Raw genomic sequence first — 18002 nt, forward strand, 5'->3', positions numbered from 1 at the left:
CGGTAGGCGTTCGCCAGCCCCCGTTCGGGACTTTCACCCTAGAGATGACGCCCATGCTGGGCGTACACAAACTCAAGACCTAGCCTGTGGCTAGGTCCTGATTCTGTTGCAAAACCTGAAATATGAAAATATCATAAGTACCCCGGTGGGGTATCACCCTCCGGCCTCTGTTGTTCTCGGACAAATTTTGATCATATTCGCTTTACAGCGGGTATTTTCCGAGAATAAAGGCGGGCGCAATCGCTCCTCCAAGGGATACCCCACCTAGTACCTTTCACATTTTTCTATATGAATGGGTTTAGCACGGGCGGCTCATGCAATCTACTTAGAGTGCTGCATTTTATTGCGGATGCACTTCCTTCATATAAGACACAAACCGTTCAGCGGTAGCTACCTGCAGAGAGGACTGCTTGTAAACCATCCATGTATTGCGCTTCATCGGCTCCCCATTCTTCCGGTACAATTCGACCTTATGCAGCCCATCCTCCTCCGTCACGAAAATTCCGGGGATGATGGAATAGCCAAGCCCATGCTTGACCATCTCCTTGCAAGTCTCATAGCTGTCCACCTGCATGGTGACCAGCGGAGGAACATGAAACCGTTCGCGCCACCACGCATTGATCGTCTCGCTGAACGGCAGCGGCGAATAGCTGCTTGTCTGAACTTTGGGCTGCTTGTAACAAATTTGGGGAAGACGCGGCAGGTCTTCCCACTGAATTTCCTCTTGCGATACAAGACAAATATGCTCGTCATGAAGCAGGTGCTTGCCCTCGAACCATGGATAGTCGCCGCGAATCACTCCCACCTGGATCTCTTCCCGTGACAGCAGCTCCAAAATCTCCGTACTCAAGGCGCAGGTGACAATAAGCTGAACCTCCGGGTACAAGTCTCTGAACTTCTTCAGCAGCGGGGGCAGCTTATATAAGCCAAAGTAGCTGGACACTCCGATTCGAAGACTCCCCTTGACCTCATTGCGCATGTTAACGATATACTCTTTCATTTTGGCAAGTTCATCGAGCATCTTTTTGGCATATTCGGCCAAATATTCGCCTTCCGGAGTCAGCCTCGTCCCTTTGGCGTTCTTCACAATAAGGGAGACGCCCATCTCCCGCTCCATCTGATGGAGGCGGTACGTCAAGGCCGGCTGGGTGATATATAGACGCTCCGCCGCTTTGGTCAAGCTCTGCTCCTCCGCCACATACAGAAGCATCATATAATCCTTTTCGTTCATGCCTCCACCCCTTTCATGACCAAAACAATCCAAGACAGCTTTATGCCGCCGATTCCAGCCCTCCCGCTTCACGGAGCTGCAGCTGCTTGCGGTATACCATGCCGGACAGCCAGACACTGAATTCGTAAAGGCCTATCAATGGCACAGCCACCATTAGATGCGACAGCAATTCCGGAGGCGAAATCAAGCTGGCCACGATAACTAGCGTCAAATAAGCGTACCGGCGCATGGAATGCAGCCGCTTTGGGTTCAGTATGCCAATTTTGGTCAAAAACATAACAACAACCGGCAGCTCGAAAGCCACCGCTAACGGAATCACAATGTTAAACATAAAGCCGAAGTATTGGGAAATGCCGTACGTTTCCGTAAATTGCAGACTTTGCGCAATCCCTGTCGTAAAGCGAAAGCTCATGGGAAACACGATAAAATAAGCAAAGCTGAAGCCTGCAGCAAAGCAAACGATCGTAAAAGGAATATATTTCAACGCGGCGTCCTGCTCGTTCGTCTTGAGCCCGACCGTCACGAATTTCCACAGCTGATAGAGCGCGAAGGGCAGCGTAACTGCCAGCGAGAATGCTAAGGCAATGCTCATATAAATCCGGAGTCCATCCCACGGGGAGAAAACATTCCAGGCTATAGCGGAGGCTGGAGGTACGCTTTTTAAATATACCAAAATTCGGGGTGCAATAAATAGTCCTGCCGCCATTGTGATAACCGTCACCAGCAGCACCAGCAAGATCCTCTTACGCAGCTCGGCTAAATGCTCCGTCAAGGTCATCAATCTGTCATCGTGCATGGCCAGCACCAACCTTCCCTTAAGGTTTGCCCCTTGAGCCCGAGGCATGTAACTCTTTGTGTGATCCGCTAGATGCTTTTAAACGGGCGCATTGCTTTTAATTCGAACGTGTGGAAGCCGTCCCTCAGCTTTTCATTGATTTCGCGAAGCCTCTTGACATCCTCAAACGAATACCTTCGAGCTCCTCCTTTCGTTCTGGCGGGAAAGATGAGCTTGCGCTCCTCATAGTAGCGAATTTGTCTCTCCGATAAGCCTGTTAACTCCTTAACGATTCCGATGTTCATCACTTTTTCTTCCATCATAATTACCTCCTACGTAATTTTAATGTTAAGTATTATGGCCGATGAAAAGATAAACGAACCGTTTTCCCCCATTTCTTGAGTCGATTCTAACAAAAACCGCTTTGAAATTGCAATGATTTTCGAAAAACAAAAAAAACAATGTTAGAAAACCTTACAAATTTGAAGTCAAATAAAAATTTTTTTGGTACGATCTCGTTGTGAGGTTGATCCACTTTACCCTAAAGGAGTCGAGGAGCATGGAGACAAAGGAACCAACGAAAGAGATGACCCGAAGGCAGTTTCTAACCACCGTAGGTAAAATCGGCGGGTCTGCAGCCGTATTTAGCGTCATGGGGACGCTGGGCCTGCTTTCGCCCGATACTTTAAAGGCAGCCGAATTCACCCCTCCGAATCAAGGCGATTTGTCTTCCACTCACCGCAACGGCAAAAAAATCATCATCCTCGGAGGGGGCATCGCAGGGATGACCGCAGCCTACGAGCTTGGGCAGGCCGGATATGACTGCACCATTCTGGAGGCGCGAGCCCGTGCAGGGGGCCGGATCTGGACCGTGCGCAGGGGAACGACCGTCACCGAGATCGGCGGCGTCAAGCAGGTGGCCCGGTTCGACGAAGGAGAGGCCATGTACCTGAACGCAGGACCTATGCGGATTCCACAATTCCATGTCACGATGGAATACTGCCGCAAATTCGGAATTGCCATCGAGCCATTCAACAATGTTAACGAGCACGGTTACTACTACAACGAGAACGCAGGCGAGCTATCGGGGCGCAAAGTCCGAAAACGGGAAGCCAAAGCAGATGTAAGAGGGTATGTAGCGGAAATGCTGGCCAAAGCGGTCAACCAGAACGCACTGGATCTCCCGCTGACTCCGGAGGAAAAGGCGAAGCTGGTTGAATACTTGAAGCGCGAGGGCGACTTGAACGCCGATCTGTTCTATAAGGGGTCGGAGCGCGGAGGCTATATCGAGGAACCGGGTGGCAAGCTGGATGCAGGCGTACGCCGCGACCCGTTCGACATGAAATCGATCATCACCTCCGGCTTTGGCAATTTCTTCAGCAACGAGTATTCGTACGACCAGCAGATGATGATGTTCCATCCGGTAGGCGGGATCGACCATATTGCCAAAGCGTTCGAGAAGCGCCTGGGCAATCGCATCCAATTCCATTCCGAGGTCAAGGAAATTCGGCAAAACGAAAGCGGCGTGCGCATCACGTACACCCATCTGGAAACCGGCACAACCAAGGAAATTACCGGGGATTACTGTATTTGTACGATTCCCTTATCGGTGCTTAAAAGCATCCCGGCCGACTTCTCCCCCGAAATGGCGGACGCCATCTCCAAAGTTAACTACGTATCCGCAGGCAAAATCGGCCTTCAGTTCAAACGCCGCTTCTGGGAGGAGGATGAGCAGATTTACGGCGGAAGCTCCCTGACGAATATGGATATTACCCAGATGTATTACCCGCCGACTAATTATTTCGGCAAAAAAGGGGTTTTGCTCGGTTACTACGTAACGGGCGCCAACGCCGACAAGCTCGGGAAAATGTCCCTTGCGGAGCGTGAAAGCTACGCATTAAGCCAAGGGGCCAAAATCCACCCGCAGTACCACAAGGAATTCGAGGCCTCCTTCTCCGTGCATTGGAAAAACATCAAGTATAACCTGGGCGGTTGGGGCAGCTATTCTGCCGACGAACGCAAGACATTATATCCAACCTTATGCAAGCCGGATGGCCGAATTTACCTGGCCGGCGAGCACATCAGCTACATTCCGGCCTGGATGGCCGGAGGCATCGAATCCGCGCGCAAAGTCGTCACCGAAATTCACGAACGTGTCATGAAAGAATAGAGGAAGGGACGGTCGATCGATATGTATAACAAAATCAAAACCATTCTAGCGGTAGGCTTGCTGTCTACAGCTATCGGAGTCAGTGCCTATGCGGAGGAAACACCGAGCAAGTACCCGGCGGAACCGGTGAATGAAGCCGAGTTTTACGGTAATCCCTCCTCAACCATCTCGGGAGGCGTTTCTGTCCCGGCCGGATCGGCCTATCTATACACCAGCGGAACAACACCTCCGGTTCTGAACAAGGACGGCGCTACGGTGTATGAACGTTACGGGGACACGAAGACTCAGGCCGAAGGCGTCCTGAAGAACATTGAAAACCAGCTGAAGGAAAAAGGCTTGACCCTGAAGGACGTGATTTACCTCCGCGCCTATCTTACAGCCGATCCGAGCAAGGATAACAAATTCGATTTCAAAGGCTGGAACGAAGCCTATGCAGAGTATTTCAACAATGAATCCAATCCGGTCAAAACCGCCCGTTCCACTGTCGGCGTAGCCGGACTGGTCAATGAAGATTGGCTGATCGAGATTGAGGCCGTGGCAGTTTATCCAAAGATGCACAATCAAGATTAAAGCAAACGGATGCTTGAACAGCATAACATACAAAATGAGGAGTTGAGCGTGTATGCTTCAAAACATCGGCTTTCCGGGTCTCATGATGATTTTGGTGGTTATCTTGATCTTATTCGGTCCTTCCAAGCTTCCGGAGCTCGGAAGAGCGGTCGGCCGCACTCTGCATGAATTCAAATCATCCGCGCGCGAGCTTGTTTCGGAGCACAAGGAGAGCGGCGAGGATTTCAAAGAAGCACCGCAAAAGGAGCATAAGGAAGCCGCCGAAAGAAGCCACGCTTAAATGTTTAAAGAGCCGCCTGCAAGGGCGGCCTTCGTATTTATGGAGTTTTGCCGGCCGGATCAATCCCCAGCTCTTGAAGCCGCTCGCCAAACTCCCGCTTCAAGGCGAGCTTCTCCTCTTCCCCCAGGAAGGCGGCCTCCACTCCGTTCATAATCAGCTGTGCGATCTCCTCCAGGCTGAAGCCGAATCGATCCGCAACGACCTCATATTCTTTCGTAATATCGGTTCCCGAGACACTGGGGTTATCCGTATTGATCGTAATGAGGATGCCGCTATCAAAATATTCCCGAATCGGATACGCATCCCAGCCGGATACCGCCTTGGTCTGAATATTGCTCACCGGGCACATTTCCAATGGAACCTTGCGTTCCCTTACCATATCGAGAATGGCGCGATCCTCCTTCAGCCTGACCCCGTGGCCGATCCGCACCGCCCCAAGATGAGTAATAGCCTCGTATACGTTATCGGCTCCCCCAGCCTCCCCCGCGTGGATCGTTACGGGAATGCCTTTGGCCTGTGAGCAGGCGAACACCTCGCGGAACCATTGCGGCGGGTACGACGCCTCATCCCCGGCCAGATCCACGGCCGCAACTCCTTTGCCGATAAAACGTCCCGCCGCCTCTACTACTTCCAAATTGTCCTCATAGGAGTGGTTGCGCATGCAAATGGCAATCACCCTCGCCGTCACCCCATACTCTTCTTCCCCGCGCCTTAAGCCTTGAACAACCGAACGGATCGTATCCTCTACCGTTAATCCCTTCCTGCGATGAAGCTGCGGAGCAAAGCGCACCTCCACATACCGACAGTTATGCTCGGCCGATTGCTGCACAATTTCGTACGCAACCCTTTCCAGAGCCTCCCTAGATTGAAGGAAGGGCAGCACGAAGTCAAACTTGCTCAAATACTCCTGCAGACTCCCGCATTCCTCATTCACCTGAATGTAGGGAAGCAGATCCCCGCCCGGGCTAACCGGAAGCTCCATTCCCTGCTCCTTGGCCAAATCGGCAATCGTCTGAGCCCGCACACTCCCGTCCAAATGCACATGAAGATCCACCTTTGGCAGCAGCCGCAGCAGCGCCCTATCCACCCTGTTCGCCATCCTCATCCACTTCCTTCATCCGAGTTATCATCCTTCATCGCTTAATTTTCATCTACTTTAAATGAATGTTACTTATATGTCAATATATATTACACATCGTATTCATTTGTGATTCTTTCTTGTCACTTTACTTGAAGTTCAAGCTGTTTTTAACCTGGATAACACAAAAAGTCCCTACGACACCCATCATCGTAAGGACGTGTTACCATATAAACCTAACATAAGCTAACATCTGTTGGACAAAAGAAAAAGGAGCTATGGCTCCACTGGATTCTGATAAAACATAACATGTTGAAGGCTGGGAAGCTTGGATAGCTCGATGGGTCTTGATTCGAATAAATTATTGCTCAGATCGACAAAGCTAAGCCTCTTCAGATTTACAATGGAGGAAGGGAGCCTGCTTAGAGGGGTAGCATTGATGGTCAAATGCTCTAGCTGGGACAACTGCCCGATCTCATCAGGAAGCTCACGGAATGAGCCTGTTTCCTTCGCAGGCAAGGGTTCCCCTTCTCCCCATCGATAGTAGCTGCAGCAGCTTATTTGCAGTCTCTTCAATCGATGAAGCCGCCCGATCTCCTTGGGTAACGGCAGCAGATCTGCAGTGTATATGATGAGCTCCTCCAGCTGCTCCAGCCCGAACAAGCTCTCTGGCAGCCTGCGGATTCTTCCTTCGAATATCGTTAGCGACTTCAATGATGTGATCCGGCTGATCTTCTCCGGGACATGGTCCAGATCGTAGTGGGACAGGTACAGCTTCTCCGCTTTATGCCGAATGGCATCGTTCAGAAATGCGTCCAGCTCTGCGTTAAATTCCCCCTGCAAAAACAAGCCGTCGACCTGCTCCGAAAGAGCTTTACCTTCTTCTTCATCCATATTCAGCGTCATGATCTCTTCATGGGCAATGTTGACAAGCCAATCTTTACCCGAATCGTCCAAAAAGCATAAATCCTCCGGGAGCTTCGGATGCTGCCAGGCCAGCAGCCCGTCTGCCTCTTCCTTCAGAACCTGCGCCGCTTCTTGGCAGCTCCTGTAAAAGTACACCATACCTCCGTAGGAATAAGCAATTTCCAGAACGCGCATTAAGCTATCCGTAGCCTGTTTCTTTATTAAGAAAGGCTCCAGCCTTTGAACAACCCGGGCACAATTGGGGCTGCGATCTATTTGCCCTCTCATGGCAAGCACAAACATCGGGCACCGGCTGATGGCATAGTCAATGAGATGACGGTAAGCCTGCCCTTTCGGATTATTATAAATACGTATAATGACGAATTCTCCCCTTCCAAATCTATATTACAAAAAGTATTTTCGCTTACTGAGAACATATAGCAATACCACTAATGAGAGAACCAATGGATATGAAAAAATAACCGTATTCCCCTTAAAAAACATTACTTTCGCGGTCAATTGAATCAGAAAATAGACAATTAAAATAACGAGAGACCATTTTTTCAGAAAATAAACGCCGGCGCCGATCGAGACGCAAAAAAGAATTAACAACAGCCTGGTCCATTCCTCATATTCATATGGCAATCCAAGCGCTTCAGACAAGCCGGGGTTAAACCACACTCGTTCCCCAGGAAGAAAGAGCGAGACAAGGAGCATTAACCCGTATAGCATGTACAATCCGCTGATGATGACCAAACCCGGTGGTCTTTTTATCCCCATCCAACCCCTTAACTTATTAAATGGAAAAAACTATAAATCTCGTATGTTTCCATTGTAATATAATTATTTCGAATATCCCAATCTGGAAGTCATCTTGCAGAGGAGTGGGCATGGGCTTCGATGCTGATTCAATTGATTTGCGGGGGGACCTAAAATTTGCAAATTATATTACGTCCAAAAAGCCCGCCCCAAAAGGGACAGGCTCTTAGTTATGATGCTTATTTATACGCTTTTGCTACTTCGCCAACCATCTCAGCTACGGATTCCAAGCCACCCCCGGACAGGTACCAGTAGTTTTGATCCAAGTACACGATGTGGTTGTTTTTGAAAGCATTCGTTTTCTTCACAAGCTCGTTTTCTACCAGCGGTTTAGCGCCTGTTTGAGCTGCTCCGCCTACTGCTGCGCCGCGGTCTACGACGAACAGGTACTCCGGATTTTTCTCCGCGATGAATTCGAAGGAAATGCTTTGGCCATGAGTGGACACTTCGAGATTCTTCTCAACGGCAGGAATGCCCAAGACGTCGTGGATCAAGCCGAACCGGGAACCAGGCCCGTAAGCGCTGATCGTTCCTTCGTTAGCCAGAATGATCAAGGCGTTCTTGTTGCTTGCCGCCACTTGCGTTTTCACATCTTTAATCGTTTGTTCGATTTTGGCGACCTCTGCATCAACGGCGGACTCTTTGCCGAAGATTTGGCCGATCATTTTCATATTGGTTTTGAATGACTCCAAAAATTTGGAGTTGTCTACGCCAACATATAAGGTAGGAGCCAGCTTGCTGAGCTCAGGGTAAGCAGCCTGCTGTCTTCCGGAGATCAGAATCAAATCCGGCTTGATGGAGCTGATTTTTTCATAGTCCGGCTCTTGCAGCGTTCCGATGTTTTGATATTTGCTGTCTTTGTACTTAGCCAGGTAAGGAGGCAGATTCTTTTGAGCTACGCCTGCCACTTCAACGCCGAGCTTATCCAAGGTATCCAGAGCGCCGAAGTCGAAGACGATGACTTTCTTAGGGTTTTTCTTCACTTTGGTCTCGCCCAATTGATGCTTGAAGGTCAATTCCTCATTGCCCGCTGGAGTCGCTGCCGGCGTTTGTGTGCCTCCGCCTGAAGCAGGAGCCGCCCCGTTAGAAGAATTCGAGCCGCTAGTGCCGCAAGCTGCCATGAACACAGCCAAACAAAGGACGATCAACAGCATAGGTAAACTTTTCTTCATCTTAACCACCTCTTTAATTTAATAGAAATCAATTATTTTTTAACCGGCATGCGGAGAACCCGCCGCCAAATAATTTCGGTTATTTAAAGTAAACGCAAATCTTGTTGCCGCGAATGTTCTCAATCTCGATATCCATATCGTAGACTTCCCTCAGAACCGACGATTCGATAATTTGATCGGTCGTTCCTTCCTTGATGACCTTGCCGCCTTTTAACGCCACTATGTAGTCCGAATAATAGGAGGCAAAGTTGATGTCGTGGATCACGATCACCACCGTCTTGCCCAGCTCATCGACCAACCGGCGCAGCACCTTCATAATTTGCACGGAATGCCGCATATCGAGATTGTTTAAGGGCTCGTCTAGCAGCACATATTCGGTATTCTGCGCGATGACCATGGCAATATAGGCTCTCTGGTTCTGTCCGCCGCTCAGCTGATCCAAATATTTATGCTGCATGTCTTCAAGCTCCATATAGGCGATGGCCTCGTCGACATACTTCCAGTCCTCCTTGGTCAGCTTGCCTTGGGAATACGGGAACCTCCCGAAGGAAACCAGATCGCGGACCGTAAGACGAACATTGATCTGGTTCGACTGCTTCAGGATCGAAATCTGCTTGGCCAGGTCTGCGCTCTTGAATTGGCTGATATCCTTGCCGTCGATCCATATCTCTCCCGCATCCCGGGTCGTCAGCCGGCTGATCATCGACAGCAGCGTGCTTTTGCCCGCTCCGTTAGGTCCGATGAACGATGTAATTTTCCCCTTCCCGATCTGGACCGACACGTTCTCTACCACATGCTTGTCACCGTATCGCTTGGAAACTTGCCTTACTTCAATCATTTCGATTTGCTCTCCCTCAGCAGAAGATATAGAAAGTACACGCCACCGATCAGGTTAACGATGACGCTTAACGTCGTGTTGAATGTGAAGACCCGCTCGACCACGAGCTGTCCGCCGACTAAGGCCACAATGCTGATCAGTATGGAGGCCGGTATCAGCAGCGCGTGCCGATAGGTCTTCATGAATTGATACGTCACGTTGGCGACAAGAAGCCCGAGGAAGGTAATAGGACCCACCAGCGCAGTCGCTACGGAGATGAGAGCTGCTATAACAATTAACAGCCTTTTGACAACGTAGTGGTAATCGACACCCAGGTTGATCGCCTGATCCTTGCCTAACGAGAGGACATCCATGTACTTCGCTAACCGGGAATAATAGACAGCGACCAGAACGATAACCACACTGCAGATGATCGTCAGCTTGCCTTGAACCTTGTTATAGCTGGCAAACATTTTGCCCTGAAGCACGAGGAATTCGTTAGGGTCAATCAGCACCTGCATGAAGGTCGTCAGACTGCCGAGCAGTGTACCGAGAACGATCCCGATCAGCAGGAGGAAGTAAAGATGGCTTCCCTCTCTCTTGAACATCATCTTGTACAGCAATGCCGCAAACAGCATCATCACGGCCAGAGTCAAAACGAAGTTCACATTGTTATCTACCAGAAGCTTCGTCGTGGAGCCGAACATGTATACGACCCCGGTCTGCGCCAGCATATACATCGAATCCAGACCGATAATGTTAGGCGTGAGGATCCGGTTGTTCGTAATGGTCTGGAAGATGACCGTCGAGAAGGCTATACAGCCTCCCGTCAGCACCATGGCTGCGATCTTCCAGCCTCTTCTCGGCAGTACGTAAGCCCAGTTGTCACCGACGTCGATGAATAAAAACACGGCAATCAGCGCTAATGCGAATATGGTTAGTGATCCGAGCTTTGCCCTATACGTCATATGCCTTTCTCCTCAACAGTAAATAAAGAAAAATAGCGCTCCCCAGCACTCCGACCGTCAGTCCGATCGGAATTTCGAACGGGTAGATGATCACCCGGCCGAGAATATCGCAGAACATGACGAATACAGCCCCGAGTACCGCGGTATGGGGAAGATTTTTCTTCAGATTATCGCCGTGATACAGCGTAACGATATTGGGAATAATCAGTCCCAGGAAGGGGATGGTTCCCACCGTAAGCATGACGACGGAGGATACGAGTGCAACGATAACCAAGCCCAGATTGACTACCCTTTTATAATTCAGTCCCAGGTTGATGGAGAACTCTTCCCCCATCCCTGCTATCGTGAATTTATTGGCATACAGATAAGCAATGATAACAACTGGGATACTGATGTACAGCAGCTCATAACGGCCTTTCATCGTCAACGCGAAATTCCCTTGCAGCCAGGAAGAAATGTTTTGGATCAGATCATACTTGTACGCAAAAAAAGTAGAAAAGGACGTAATAATATTCCCGAACATCAAACCGACCAACGGGATAAAAATAGCATCCTTGTATTTCACCTTATCGAGTATTTTCATAAACACGAATGTGCCCAGCAGAGCAAACACAAAAGCTACGAGCATCTTCTGCATCGGGGTGGCAGAGGTGAACAGCAGCAAGGAAACGAGAATCCCAAGCCTTGCCGAATCGTCCGTTCCTCCGGTTGTCGGCGATACAAACTTGTTCCGGCTCAGCTGCTGCATAATCAGTCCGACTACGCCCATGCTGACTCCCGCGATGATGATGCTGATCAAACGGGGCAGCCGGCTGATGAAGAGCACCTGCAATTGGTCATCGCTCAGCTTGAAAATATCCCAGGGTTTAATATCTTTGACTCCTATGAAGACAGAGGCTATGGATAAAATGATAAGCAGAACGACCAAATATCTAAGTTTCATACGAATGCCTCTCTTAAGCCTGGTCGATAATGGTGAGAAGCTCTGCCGCCGGTATTCTTGATTGAGCAGCCGGTACTTTCGCCGGATATCCGAGATGGAGGCTTCCGATAATTTTCTCCCCTGGCTTAACGCCTAGCGCTTCTCGGAACTCAGGGGAATGAAGCAGCGGATACGTTTCCCACACCAGACCCAGCCCTTGCTCCCATGCGAGCAGGCTGAAGTTATGTATGATGCAGCTGGTTGAAGCGTAATCCTCTTCCCAGACGACCGGATGGGTGTTCTCCGTCATCACAACAGCTACAAACATCGGCACCGACATGAAGCGGTCGTAAAATTTTTGCCCCAGTTCCTTGCTTTTCTCAGGATCTCTCTCCCTCTTCTCTGCCCCGGATCGCGCAATATCAGCCAATCTACGGCGTCCTTCACCTTGCACGATGACGAAGCGCCACGGCTGTGTCATTTTGTGATTCGGCACCCATACCGCCGTATCAAGCAGCTCCTTTACCAGTTCCATAGAGACAGGACGATCTTCAAATTGATGAACGGAACGACGATCCCGGATCAACTGAGCCAATTCCATCCTCATTACCCCCTTGTGTTGAGTTTCTTCTATATAAATCCATTTTGACGAAATTGATAATCATTATCACTGAGAATCATTTTTACATGAATTCAATATAACTGGAATGGACTTTTCGTTATTTGGGTTGGATTTTTCTATCGGGCACAAAAAAAGAGCCTTTCGGCTCTGAAGCTGTCAAACCGGCATTACTGCCTAATCCCTTTAAGGACAAGGGGGATCAGCTTATCGATAAAGGAATCGTCGATGGCCGCTCCGGTTACGAGCAAGCGGTAAAATATCGGGCCGTAGATCAGATCGATGCATAATTCGATATCCAGGCCTTCACTCAATTCCCCTCGCCGGATCCCGCGTTCGAGCAATCCGCCCGCCTCGCTTCTCCTCGGCATGATATATCTCGTTCTCAGAGCCTCCGCCAACCCTGAATCAAATTGTCCATGGGCAATTAGTTCCTTGATGATGTTTCCTTCTGTACTGGTCATAAACTTGGACACGCTCGCCGCATGCAAGCGCACGTCTTCGTATGCGGAACCCGTATCAGGCACAGGTAATCTTTCCGAAGCCGCGGATAAAAATCCGTCCATGACCACCGCAGCTTTATTAGGCCACCACTTATAGATCGTAGCTTTGCTGACCTTGGCGCGATCGGCGATTTTTTCAACGGTAACCGCATCGAAGCCGCATTCCACAAGCAATTCATAGGACGCGGTAAGGATAGCCGACTGCGTTTCCGTATTTCGCGGACGTCCTCTTTTGCCTGGCATCCGTTTCATCCCCTTCAGCTGGTTTCTCTTGTTTTATAAAACAATACGTTCAGTATACATAAATTTTATTCCAAAATAAATGAGCTGCCTATTTACAATACTAAACGTTTAGTTTATTATTAGGTCATACAATTTCTATACTATACGTTTAGTTTTTATTACGGGGCATAAAGGGCTTTACACCACATGCCTTAATCGAACCTTAGGAGGATGATTTCATGTCTAAAGAGCTTGATTCCAGCCGGTTTACACAGAGTAAGCTGATGCTGCTGGCCGCCATTTCATGCGGATTCATTGTCGCCAACCTTTATTATTCCCAAACGCTTGTCGGTCCGATTAGCCTGGCGACCGGCCTATCGTCTTCAGCGTCGGGATTCATCGTCACCCTAACGCAGATCGGCTACGTTCTTGGTCTGTTGTTTATCGTCCCTCTAAGTGACATTATTGAAAACCGGCGCCTCATGGCAGGTTCCTTATCGATTGTAGTCTTGGCGCTTCTTGCGGCTGCGGGAGCCAGCAGCTCGGCGGTGTTTTTAACCGCATCTCTCATCATCGGACTAGGTTCGGTCGTTGCCCAAATTCTCGTGCCTTTTGTAACCTATTTAACCCCGGCAGAGCATCGCGGACGGGTGATCGGGAATGTGATGAGCGGATTGCTGCTAGGCATCATGCTGGCTAGACCGGCTGCCAGTTTAATCGCCGGTTTATGGGGATGGCGGACCGTGTTTGCCGCATCGGCGGTCGTGACGGCTTTGCTGACAGTGCTTCTGGCACGACGGCTCCCCCAGCGCAAGCCGGTACCTTCTGTCAGCTACGGCAAGCTTCTCGCTTCGCTGGGCAGACTTTTTAAGGACACTCCCGCTTTACGTCGCCGCGCCTTCTATCAAGCTAGCTTGTTCGGAGCGTTCAGCTTATTTTGGACCGTTGTCCCTTTACGGTTGGCTGACGCATTCGGCATGACGCAGCAAGGCATAGCGTTGTTTGCCTTAGTCGGCGTTGGCGGAGCGGTCGCAGCACCCGTTGCAGGCAGATTGGCCGATCGTGGCTGGAGCAGGATAGCGACGGGCATGGCCATCAGCATCGCCATTGTATCCTTGCTGCTTATTGACGTATTTCAGGACCACTCCACTCTTGCCCTTGTTCTGCTCTATGTTTCCGCCATTACGCTGGATATGGCCGTATCGGGCAACCTTGTGTTGGGTCAGCGTGTCATTTATTCGTTGGGAAGCGAAGTTCGGGGACGGCTGAACGGCCTGTTCATGGCGATCTTCTTCATCGGCGGTGCCGTCGGCTCCTCCTTGGGCGGCTGGTCTTACGCCAATGGCGGCTGGAGTATGGCATTGGCACTTGGAATCGTGCTGCCGCTGGCGGCGCTGCTGTACTTCTTCACCGAGATGCGGCAAGGGTACAGCACGTCGAAAGAGCAACGATAACGATCCGCTCGCACTATTGCTAACCTATTCCCGAGGCTTCGAAACAAAAAAAGGACGCCTTCCGCTGCCATCGTCTTTCTCCCGATGACAGCCGGAATGGCGTCTTTATTCACGCGTACTGCTGTAACGAGCTACTGCCCGTTCCCGTTCGGCGTCAGCACCAGCACATAGCCGCGGGTGCCGTCCAGACGAATTCTGTCGCCGTCCTGAATCCGGGCGGTAGCTCCTTCAATGCCGACGACGGCCGGAATTCCATACTCACGAGCCACTACGGCGCCGTGAGTCATCAGCCCGCCGACCTCCATGACAAGGCCGATAGCCGAATGAAACAACGGCGTCCAGCCCGGGTCTGTGAACGGGGCGATCATGATTTCGCCCTTGTTCAGCTTGGCCTCGTCGGGGCGCAGCACGACGCGGGCGATCCCTTCCACGACGCCTGCCGATACCGGCGTGCCGAGCAGGGCTCCTTCGGGCACATCCTTCCGGCGAAGGCTGCCCGTGATGATCTCACCCTCGCTCGTCATGAGGCGAGGAGGAGTAAGCCCCTGGAAGCGCTCATAGTCGCGCTTCCGCTCTTCTATCATCTGCTGCAAGTAGGCCATCGTCCTTCCCCGGGTCAGCTCCAGCACTTCATCCAGCGTCAGGTAGAAGATATCCTCCTCCGTCTGCAGCACGCCCCGGTCGACCAGCGCATTCGCCTCTTCCAGCAGCGCCTGTCGGATAAACCCGAACAAGCGGATCATCGTATATTTCGGATGCTCCCGGATCCCCATCGCATGGCGGAACACCCGGATCATCCGTGACATGAGCTTTGCCCGGAACCAGCCGAAAGGCAGGGCCCTCACCCCGTTCACGAGCTCGCGGGCCGCGGCTTCGGCATCCCGTGCTCCCTGAGCAAAGCGCTCCCTATGCTCACCCGGCTGCATCGTCCGCATATGGCTCTCGATAGCCGGCAGCAGCGCTCCCGGCTCATCGCGCCATCTCCGCCGTGTCAGATCGATTTCACCGGGGCAGCGCATACCGTACAGCTCCATAAATCGATCCCACTGCGTTAGGAAAGCCTCCCCGCCTGCAGCCAGCTCCAGCCGAGCCCTCAGGCCGCCGGTATCCCCCTGCCGGATGATCTCGGCAACCTCGGGATGCTGCCTCACCGCATCCGCCAAATCGCCGATCATCAGCCCGAGCTCGCTCGTTACATTGCCGGGCAGCGATTTGTTCAGCGCATGAATCGCTTCCTTGTCTCCCAGCCACTTCTCCGCCATAGCCTTAATCAGTCTGGAAGCGATGATGCCCGACAACGGGTAAGGCATGACACGGGGGAATAGCGTGAGTAGGATCGACCCGGCCAATTCCTGCACGCGTACTATGCGTTCTTCGCCGCTGGCCCCTTCCAGCCGCTCCTTTCCCTGCCTCACGAAGGCATCCGTCCAATCGGTCGCTTCCTTAGCCATTTGAGGAGGAGAGGCTGACAGAAGATTCCTGAGGGCTCGGATTAAGATGGGGCCGGCAAACTTCATAATATGAAGCTTTAGCCCGGGCTCGGGCTTTAATCCCCGTACGAAGGAATCTCTCTGTATATAGTCGGCCACGCCGCTCGCCATCAGCTCATCGATTCCGCTCAGCAGCTTCGGGAACAATCTGCGGGCCTGCTTCACATGGAACAGCTTCGTAATGTCGATAAACAGTCTGCCCCCTGCGGTATAAGCCAGCCCGCTCTTCTCGCGAACCGACGGCTTGCCGAAGGGAACCATCGTACGCAGTACGGACAATCCCGTAGGCTTCATCGCGTCCGTCATCATTTGTTGATGCCCGAAGGAGACAAGCAGGTGAGGGGATTCGCCGGGGCCAACCGGAACCTCGGGCAGCGGATAGAGCGATGTAATAGGCCGGCTCTGCACAATATAGAGCTTGCCTTCAGCATAGCACCATTCAATATCCTGGTCGGTACCATAATGGTTCTTAATCCTTAGGCCCAGCGCGGCGAGCTCTTGAATCTGCTCATCGCTTAAAGCCTGCCTCTCCTGCATCTCATCCGGCACAGGGCGCGTTTCGGTCCCTCCCTCCGGTAAAGAAAAGACCGCCACCTTTTTCTTCGCAATGCTCTTGCCTACGATTTTCCCGGAGCGGACTTGATACAAGTCGGCCGAGACAATGCCGGACACCAGAGCCTCACCGAGCCCGAAGCTGGCATCGATCGAAACGGTCCCCCTATGACCGCTGACGGGGTCTGCAGTGAACATAATGCCTGACACTTCGGGGAATACCATCTGCTGCACGACGACGGAGAGCAGAACGGAACGGTGATCGAACCCATTCTTCGCCCGGTAGGAAATCGCGCGCGCCGTGAATAAGGATGCCCAGCACCGACGGATCGATTGAAGCAGCTGCTCCTCTCCCCGCACGTTCAGATAGGTATCCTGCTGGCCCGCGAACGATGCGGAGGGCAAATCCTCCGCCGTAGCGCTGGAACGAACGGCATACGCCTTGCTGTCGCCAGCTTGCCGACAGTGCTTGATAATGCTTGCCTCTACGAGCTTCGGCATATCTACCGTAACCAAATACCCGCGAATAGCGCTGCCGAGCTCCGTGATCTCTTCCAGCTGATCGGCCTTTACGCTATCCAGCCGTGCAAAATAGTCCTCCATCCGGTCGCACTGTTCAATAAAAGCCCGGTAGGCCGCCGTCGTCACACAAAAGCCGGGAGGAACGGCAAACCCGGCGCGAGTCATCTCACCCAGATTAGCCCCCTTACCTCCTGCCAGCGGCAAACTGGACTTATCCAGCTGCTGAAAATCAAGCACAAAACCGTTCATTCCGCACGCCTCCTATTCCTTGTCGTTCGTTCGGATTCCTTCGAATAACAATGTGAATAATGTATCTGCGACGTCCATAATCGCAACCCCGTGCTTGGCTGCGAAATCCGGCCTTACATACCGCTGGATGCTGTCCAGCATGATGACGGACGTAAGCTTGGGATCCAGCTTCCGGATCAAGCCTTCCTGCCGGGCCTGCACGAGCAAGCCTTCCAAAAAGGAAAGCTGCCTGGCGCGAAACTGCTCAATCCGCTCCCATAACCCGGGGACGAATTTCTGAACGTCTTCCAGAAACATCGGGTTCAGCTGCGTAATCTCCCGCCGAATGCTTCGAAACGCAGTTCGAAAGATCTCCAGCGGGCTGCCGCCTTGAAGTCTGGCTTCCTTTACTTTCGTCTCGATGGCGGACAGCATGAGCTCTATAACTGCTTCAGCGATCTGCTCCTTGCCCGTGAAATACATATATAACGTCTTCTTGCTCATTCCAAGCTGCGAAGCGAGCTCGCTCAAGGTTGCACTGCGGTAGCCTTTTACCTTGAACAGCTCGGCAGCCGCGTGCACAATGCGCGTACGGACGATGTCATCCATTCCGATAACCTCCAAACCAGAAACCGTGGAAACCGAATAGTTCCCCCTTGGTTTCCATTTTACAATTTCGGATTCCTAGCGTCAATGGAGGACAA

Annotated in this window: 17 protein-coding genes; 4 read left to right on the forward strand and 13 right to left on the reverse strand. The window is 51.6% G+C overall.

Annotation, left to right across the window (positions count from 1 at the left end):
- Positions 1-340: 340 nt before the first annotated feature.
- The 3 genes from ABEA66_RS11745 to ABEA66_RS11755 all read right to left on the reverse strand — a co-directional run bounded on the left by ABEA66_RS11745 (position 341) and on the right by ABEA66_RS11755 (position 2326).
- Positions 341-1231 carry a LysR family transcriptional regulator gene (locus ABEA66_RS11745; RefSeq protein ID WP_079911234.1) on the reverse strand — a complete coding sequence of 297 codons (891 nt, stop codon included), beginning with the start codon at positions 1229-1231 and terminating at the stop codon, positions 341-343.
- A gap of 40 nt (positions 1232-1271) precedes the next feature.
- Entirely contained in the window at positions 1272-2027 is a 756-nt protein-coding gene (tatC, locus tag ABEA66_RS11750) for a twin-arginine translocase subunit TatC (protein WP_079911471.1), read from the reverse strand.
- Positions 2028-2095: 68 nt separating this feature from the next.
- Positions 2096-2326, reverse strand: a complete 231-nt coding sequence (locus ABEA66_RS11755; protein WP_079911235.1) for a MerR family transcriptional regulator — start codon at positions 2324-2326, stop codon at positions 2096-2098.
- A 239-nt stretch (positions 2327-2565) separates the two neighbouring features.
- On the opposite strand from ABEA66_RS11755, the gene ABEA66_RS11760 reads away from it, so the two are divergent.
- The 3 genes from ABEA66_RS11760 to ABEA66_RS11770 are packed head-to-tail and all read left to right on the forward strand — an operon-like array spanning position 2566 to position 5026.
- Complete coding sequence (locus ABEA66_RS11760; protein ID WP_079911236.1) at positions 2566-4176, forward strand: flavin monoamine oxidase family protein; 1611 nt, start codon at positions 2566-2568, stop codon at positions 4174-4176.
- Positions 4177-4197: 21 nt separating this feature from the next.
- Positions 4198-4746: a RidA family protein gene (locus ABEA66_RS11765; protein WP_079911237.1), complete on the forward strand. Its 549-nt coding sequence runs from the start codon at positions 4198-4200 to the stop codon at positions 4744-4746.
- Positions 4747-4798: 52 nt separating this feature from the next.
- Positions 4799-5026 (forward strand): twin-arginine translocase TatA/TatE family subunit, encoded by a 228-nt coding sequence (locus ABEA66_RS11770; protein ID WP_079911238.1) that lies wholly within the window; start codon positions 4799-4801, stop codon positions 5024-5026.
- A gap of 37 nt (positions 5027-5063) precedes the next feature.
- Here ABEA66_RS11770 and add read toward each other — a convergent pair whose 3' ends face one another.
- The 8 genes from add to ABEA66_RS11810 all read right to left on the reverse strand — a co-directional run bounded on the left by add (position 5064) and on the right by ABEA66_RS11810 (position 13073).
- Positions 5064-6125, reverse strand: a complete 1062-nt coding sequence (add, locus tag ABEA66_RS11775; RefSeq protein ID WP_345587681.1) for an adenosine deaminase — start codon at positions 6123-6125, stop codon at positions 5064-5066.
- 255 nt (positions 6126-6380) lie between these two features.
- Complete coding sequence (locus ABEA66_RS11780; protein ID WP_144027891.1) at positions 6381-7205, reverse strand: leucine-rich repeat domain-containing protein; 825 nt, start codon at positions 7203-7205, stop codon at positions 6381-6383.
- 803 nt (positions 7206-8008) lie between these two features.
- On the reverse strand, positions 8009-9001 hold the full coding sequence (locus ABEA66_RS11785) for a siderophore ABC transporter substrate-binding protein (protein ID WP_079911242.1): 993 nt from the start codon (positions 8999-9001) through the stop codon (positions 8009-8011).
- A gap of 79 nt (positions 9002-9080) precedes the next feature.
- The gene (locus tag ABEA66_RS11790; protein ID WP_345587682.1) at positions 9081-9839 is read right to left on the reverse strand and encodes an iron ABC transporter ATP-binding protein; all 759 of its coding nucleotides are present in this window, start codon (positions 9837-9839) and stop codon (positions 9081-9083) included.
- On the reverse strand, positions 9836-10786 hold the full coding sequence (locus ABEA66_RS11795) for an iron chelate uptake ABC transporter family permease subunit (protein ID WP_079911244.1): 951 nt from the start codon (positions 10784-10786) through the stop codon (positions 9836-9838). Before ABEA66_RS11795 ends, ABEA66_RS11790 begins: the two co-directional genes overlap by 4 nt.
- Complete coding sequence (locus ABEA66_RS11800) at positions 10776-11729, reverse strand: ABC transporter permease (RefSeq protein ID WP_079911245.1); 954 nt, start codon at positions 11727-11729, stop codon at positions 10776-10778. Before ABEA66_RS11800 ends, ABEA66_RS11795 begins: the two co-directional genes overlap by 11 nt.
- Before the next feature lie 13 nt (positions 11730-11742).
- Positions 11743-12309, reverse strand: coding sequence for a nitroreductase family protein (locus ABEA66_RS11805; RefSeq protein WP_345587683.1), 567 nt, complete (start codon positions 12307-12309; stop codon positions 11743-11745).
- Between the two features lie 188 nt (positions 12310-12497).
- Positions 12498-13073, reverse strand: coding sequence for a TetR/AcrR family transcriptional regulator (locus tag ABEA66_RS11810; protein WP_079911247.1), 576 nt, complete (start codon positions 13071-13073; stop codon positions 12498-12500).
- A 218-nt stretch (positions 13074-13291) separates the two neighbouring features.
- On the opposite strand from ABEA66_RS11810, the gene ABEA66_RS11815 reads away from it, so the two are divergent.
- Positions 13292-14506 (forward strand): MFS transporter, encoded by a 1215-nt coding sequence (locus ABEA66_RS11815; protein WP_345587684.1) that lies wholly within the window; start codon positions 13292-13294, stop codon positions 14504-14506.
- Positions 14507-14637: 131 nt separating this feature from the next.
- Here ABEA66_RS11815 and ABEA66_RS11820 read toward each other — a convergent pair whose 3' ends face one another.
- Both ABEA66_RS11820 and ABEA66_RS11825 read right to left on the reverse strand, forming a co-directional pair.
- A complete protein-coding gene (locus tag ABEA66_RS11820) occupies positions 14638-17319 on the reverse strand; it encodes a phosphoenolpyruvate synthase (protein WP_345587685.1) in 2682 nt (893 codons plus the stop codon).
- 12 nt (positions 17320-17331) lie between these two features.
- Positions 17332-17907: a TetR/AcrR family transcriptional regulator gene (locus ABEA66_RS11825; protein WP_345587686.1), complete on the reverse strand. Its 576-nt coding sequence runs from the start codon at positions 17905-17907 to the stop codon at positions 17332-17334.
- Positions 17908-18002 lie beyond the last annotated feature (95 nt).

The organism is Paenibacillus vulneris (assembly GCF_039543185.1).
Lineage (GTDB): Bacteria > Bacillota > Bacilli > Paenibacillales > NBRC-103111 > Paenibacillus_S > Paenibacillus_S vulneris.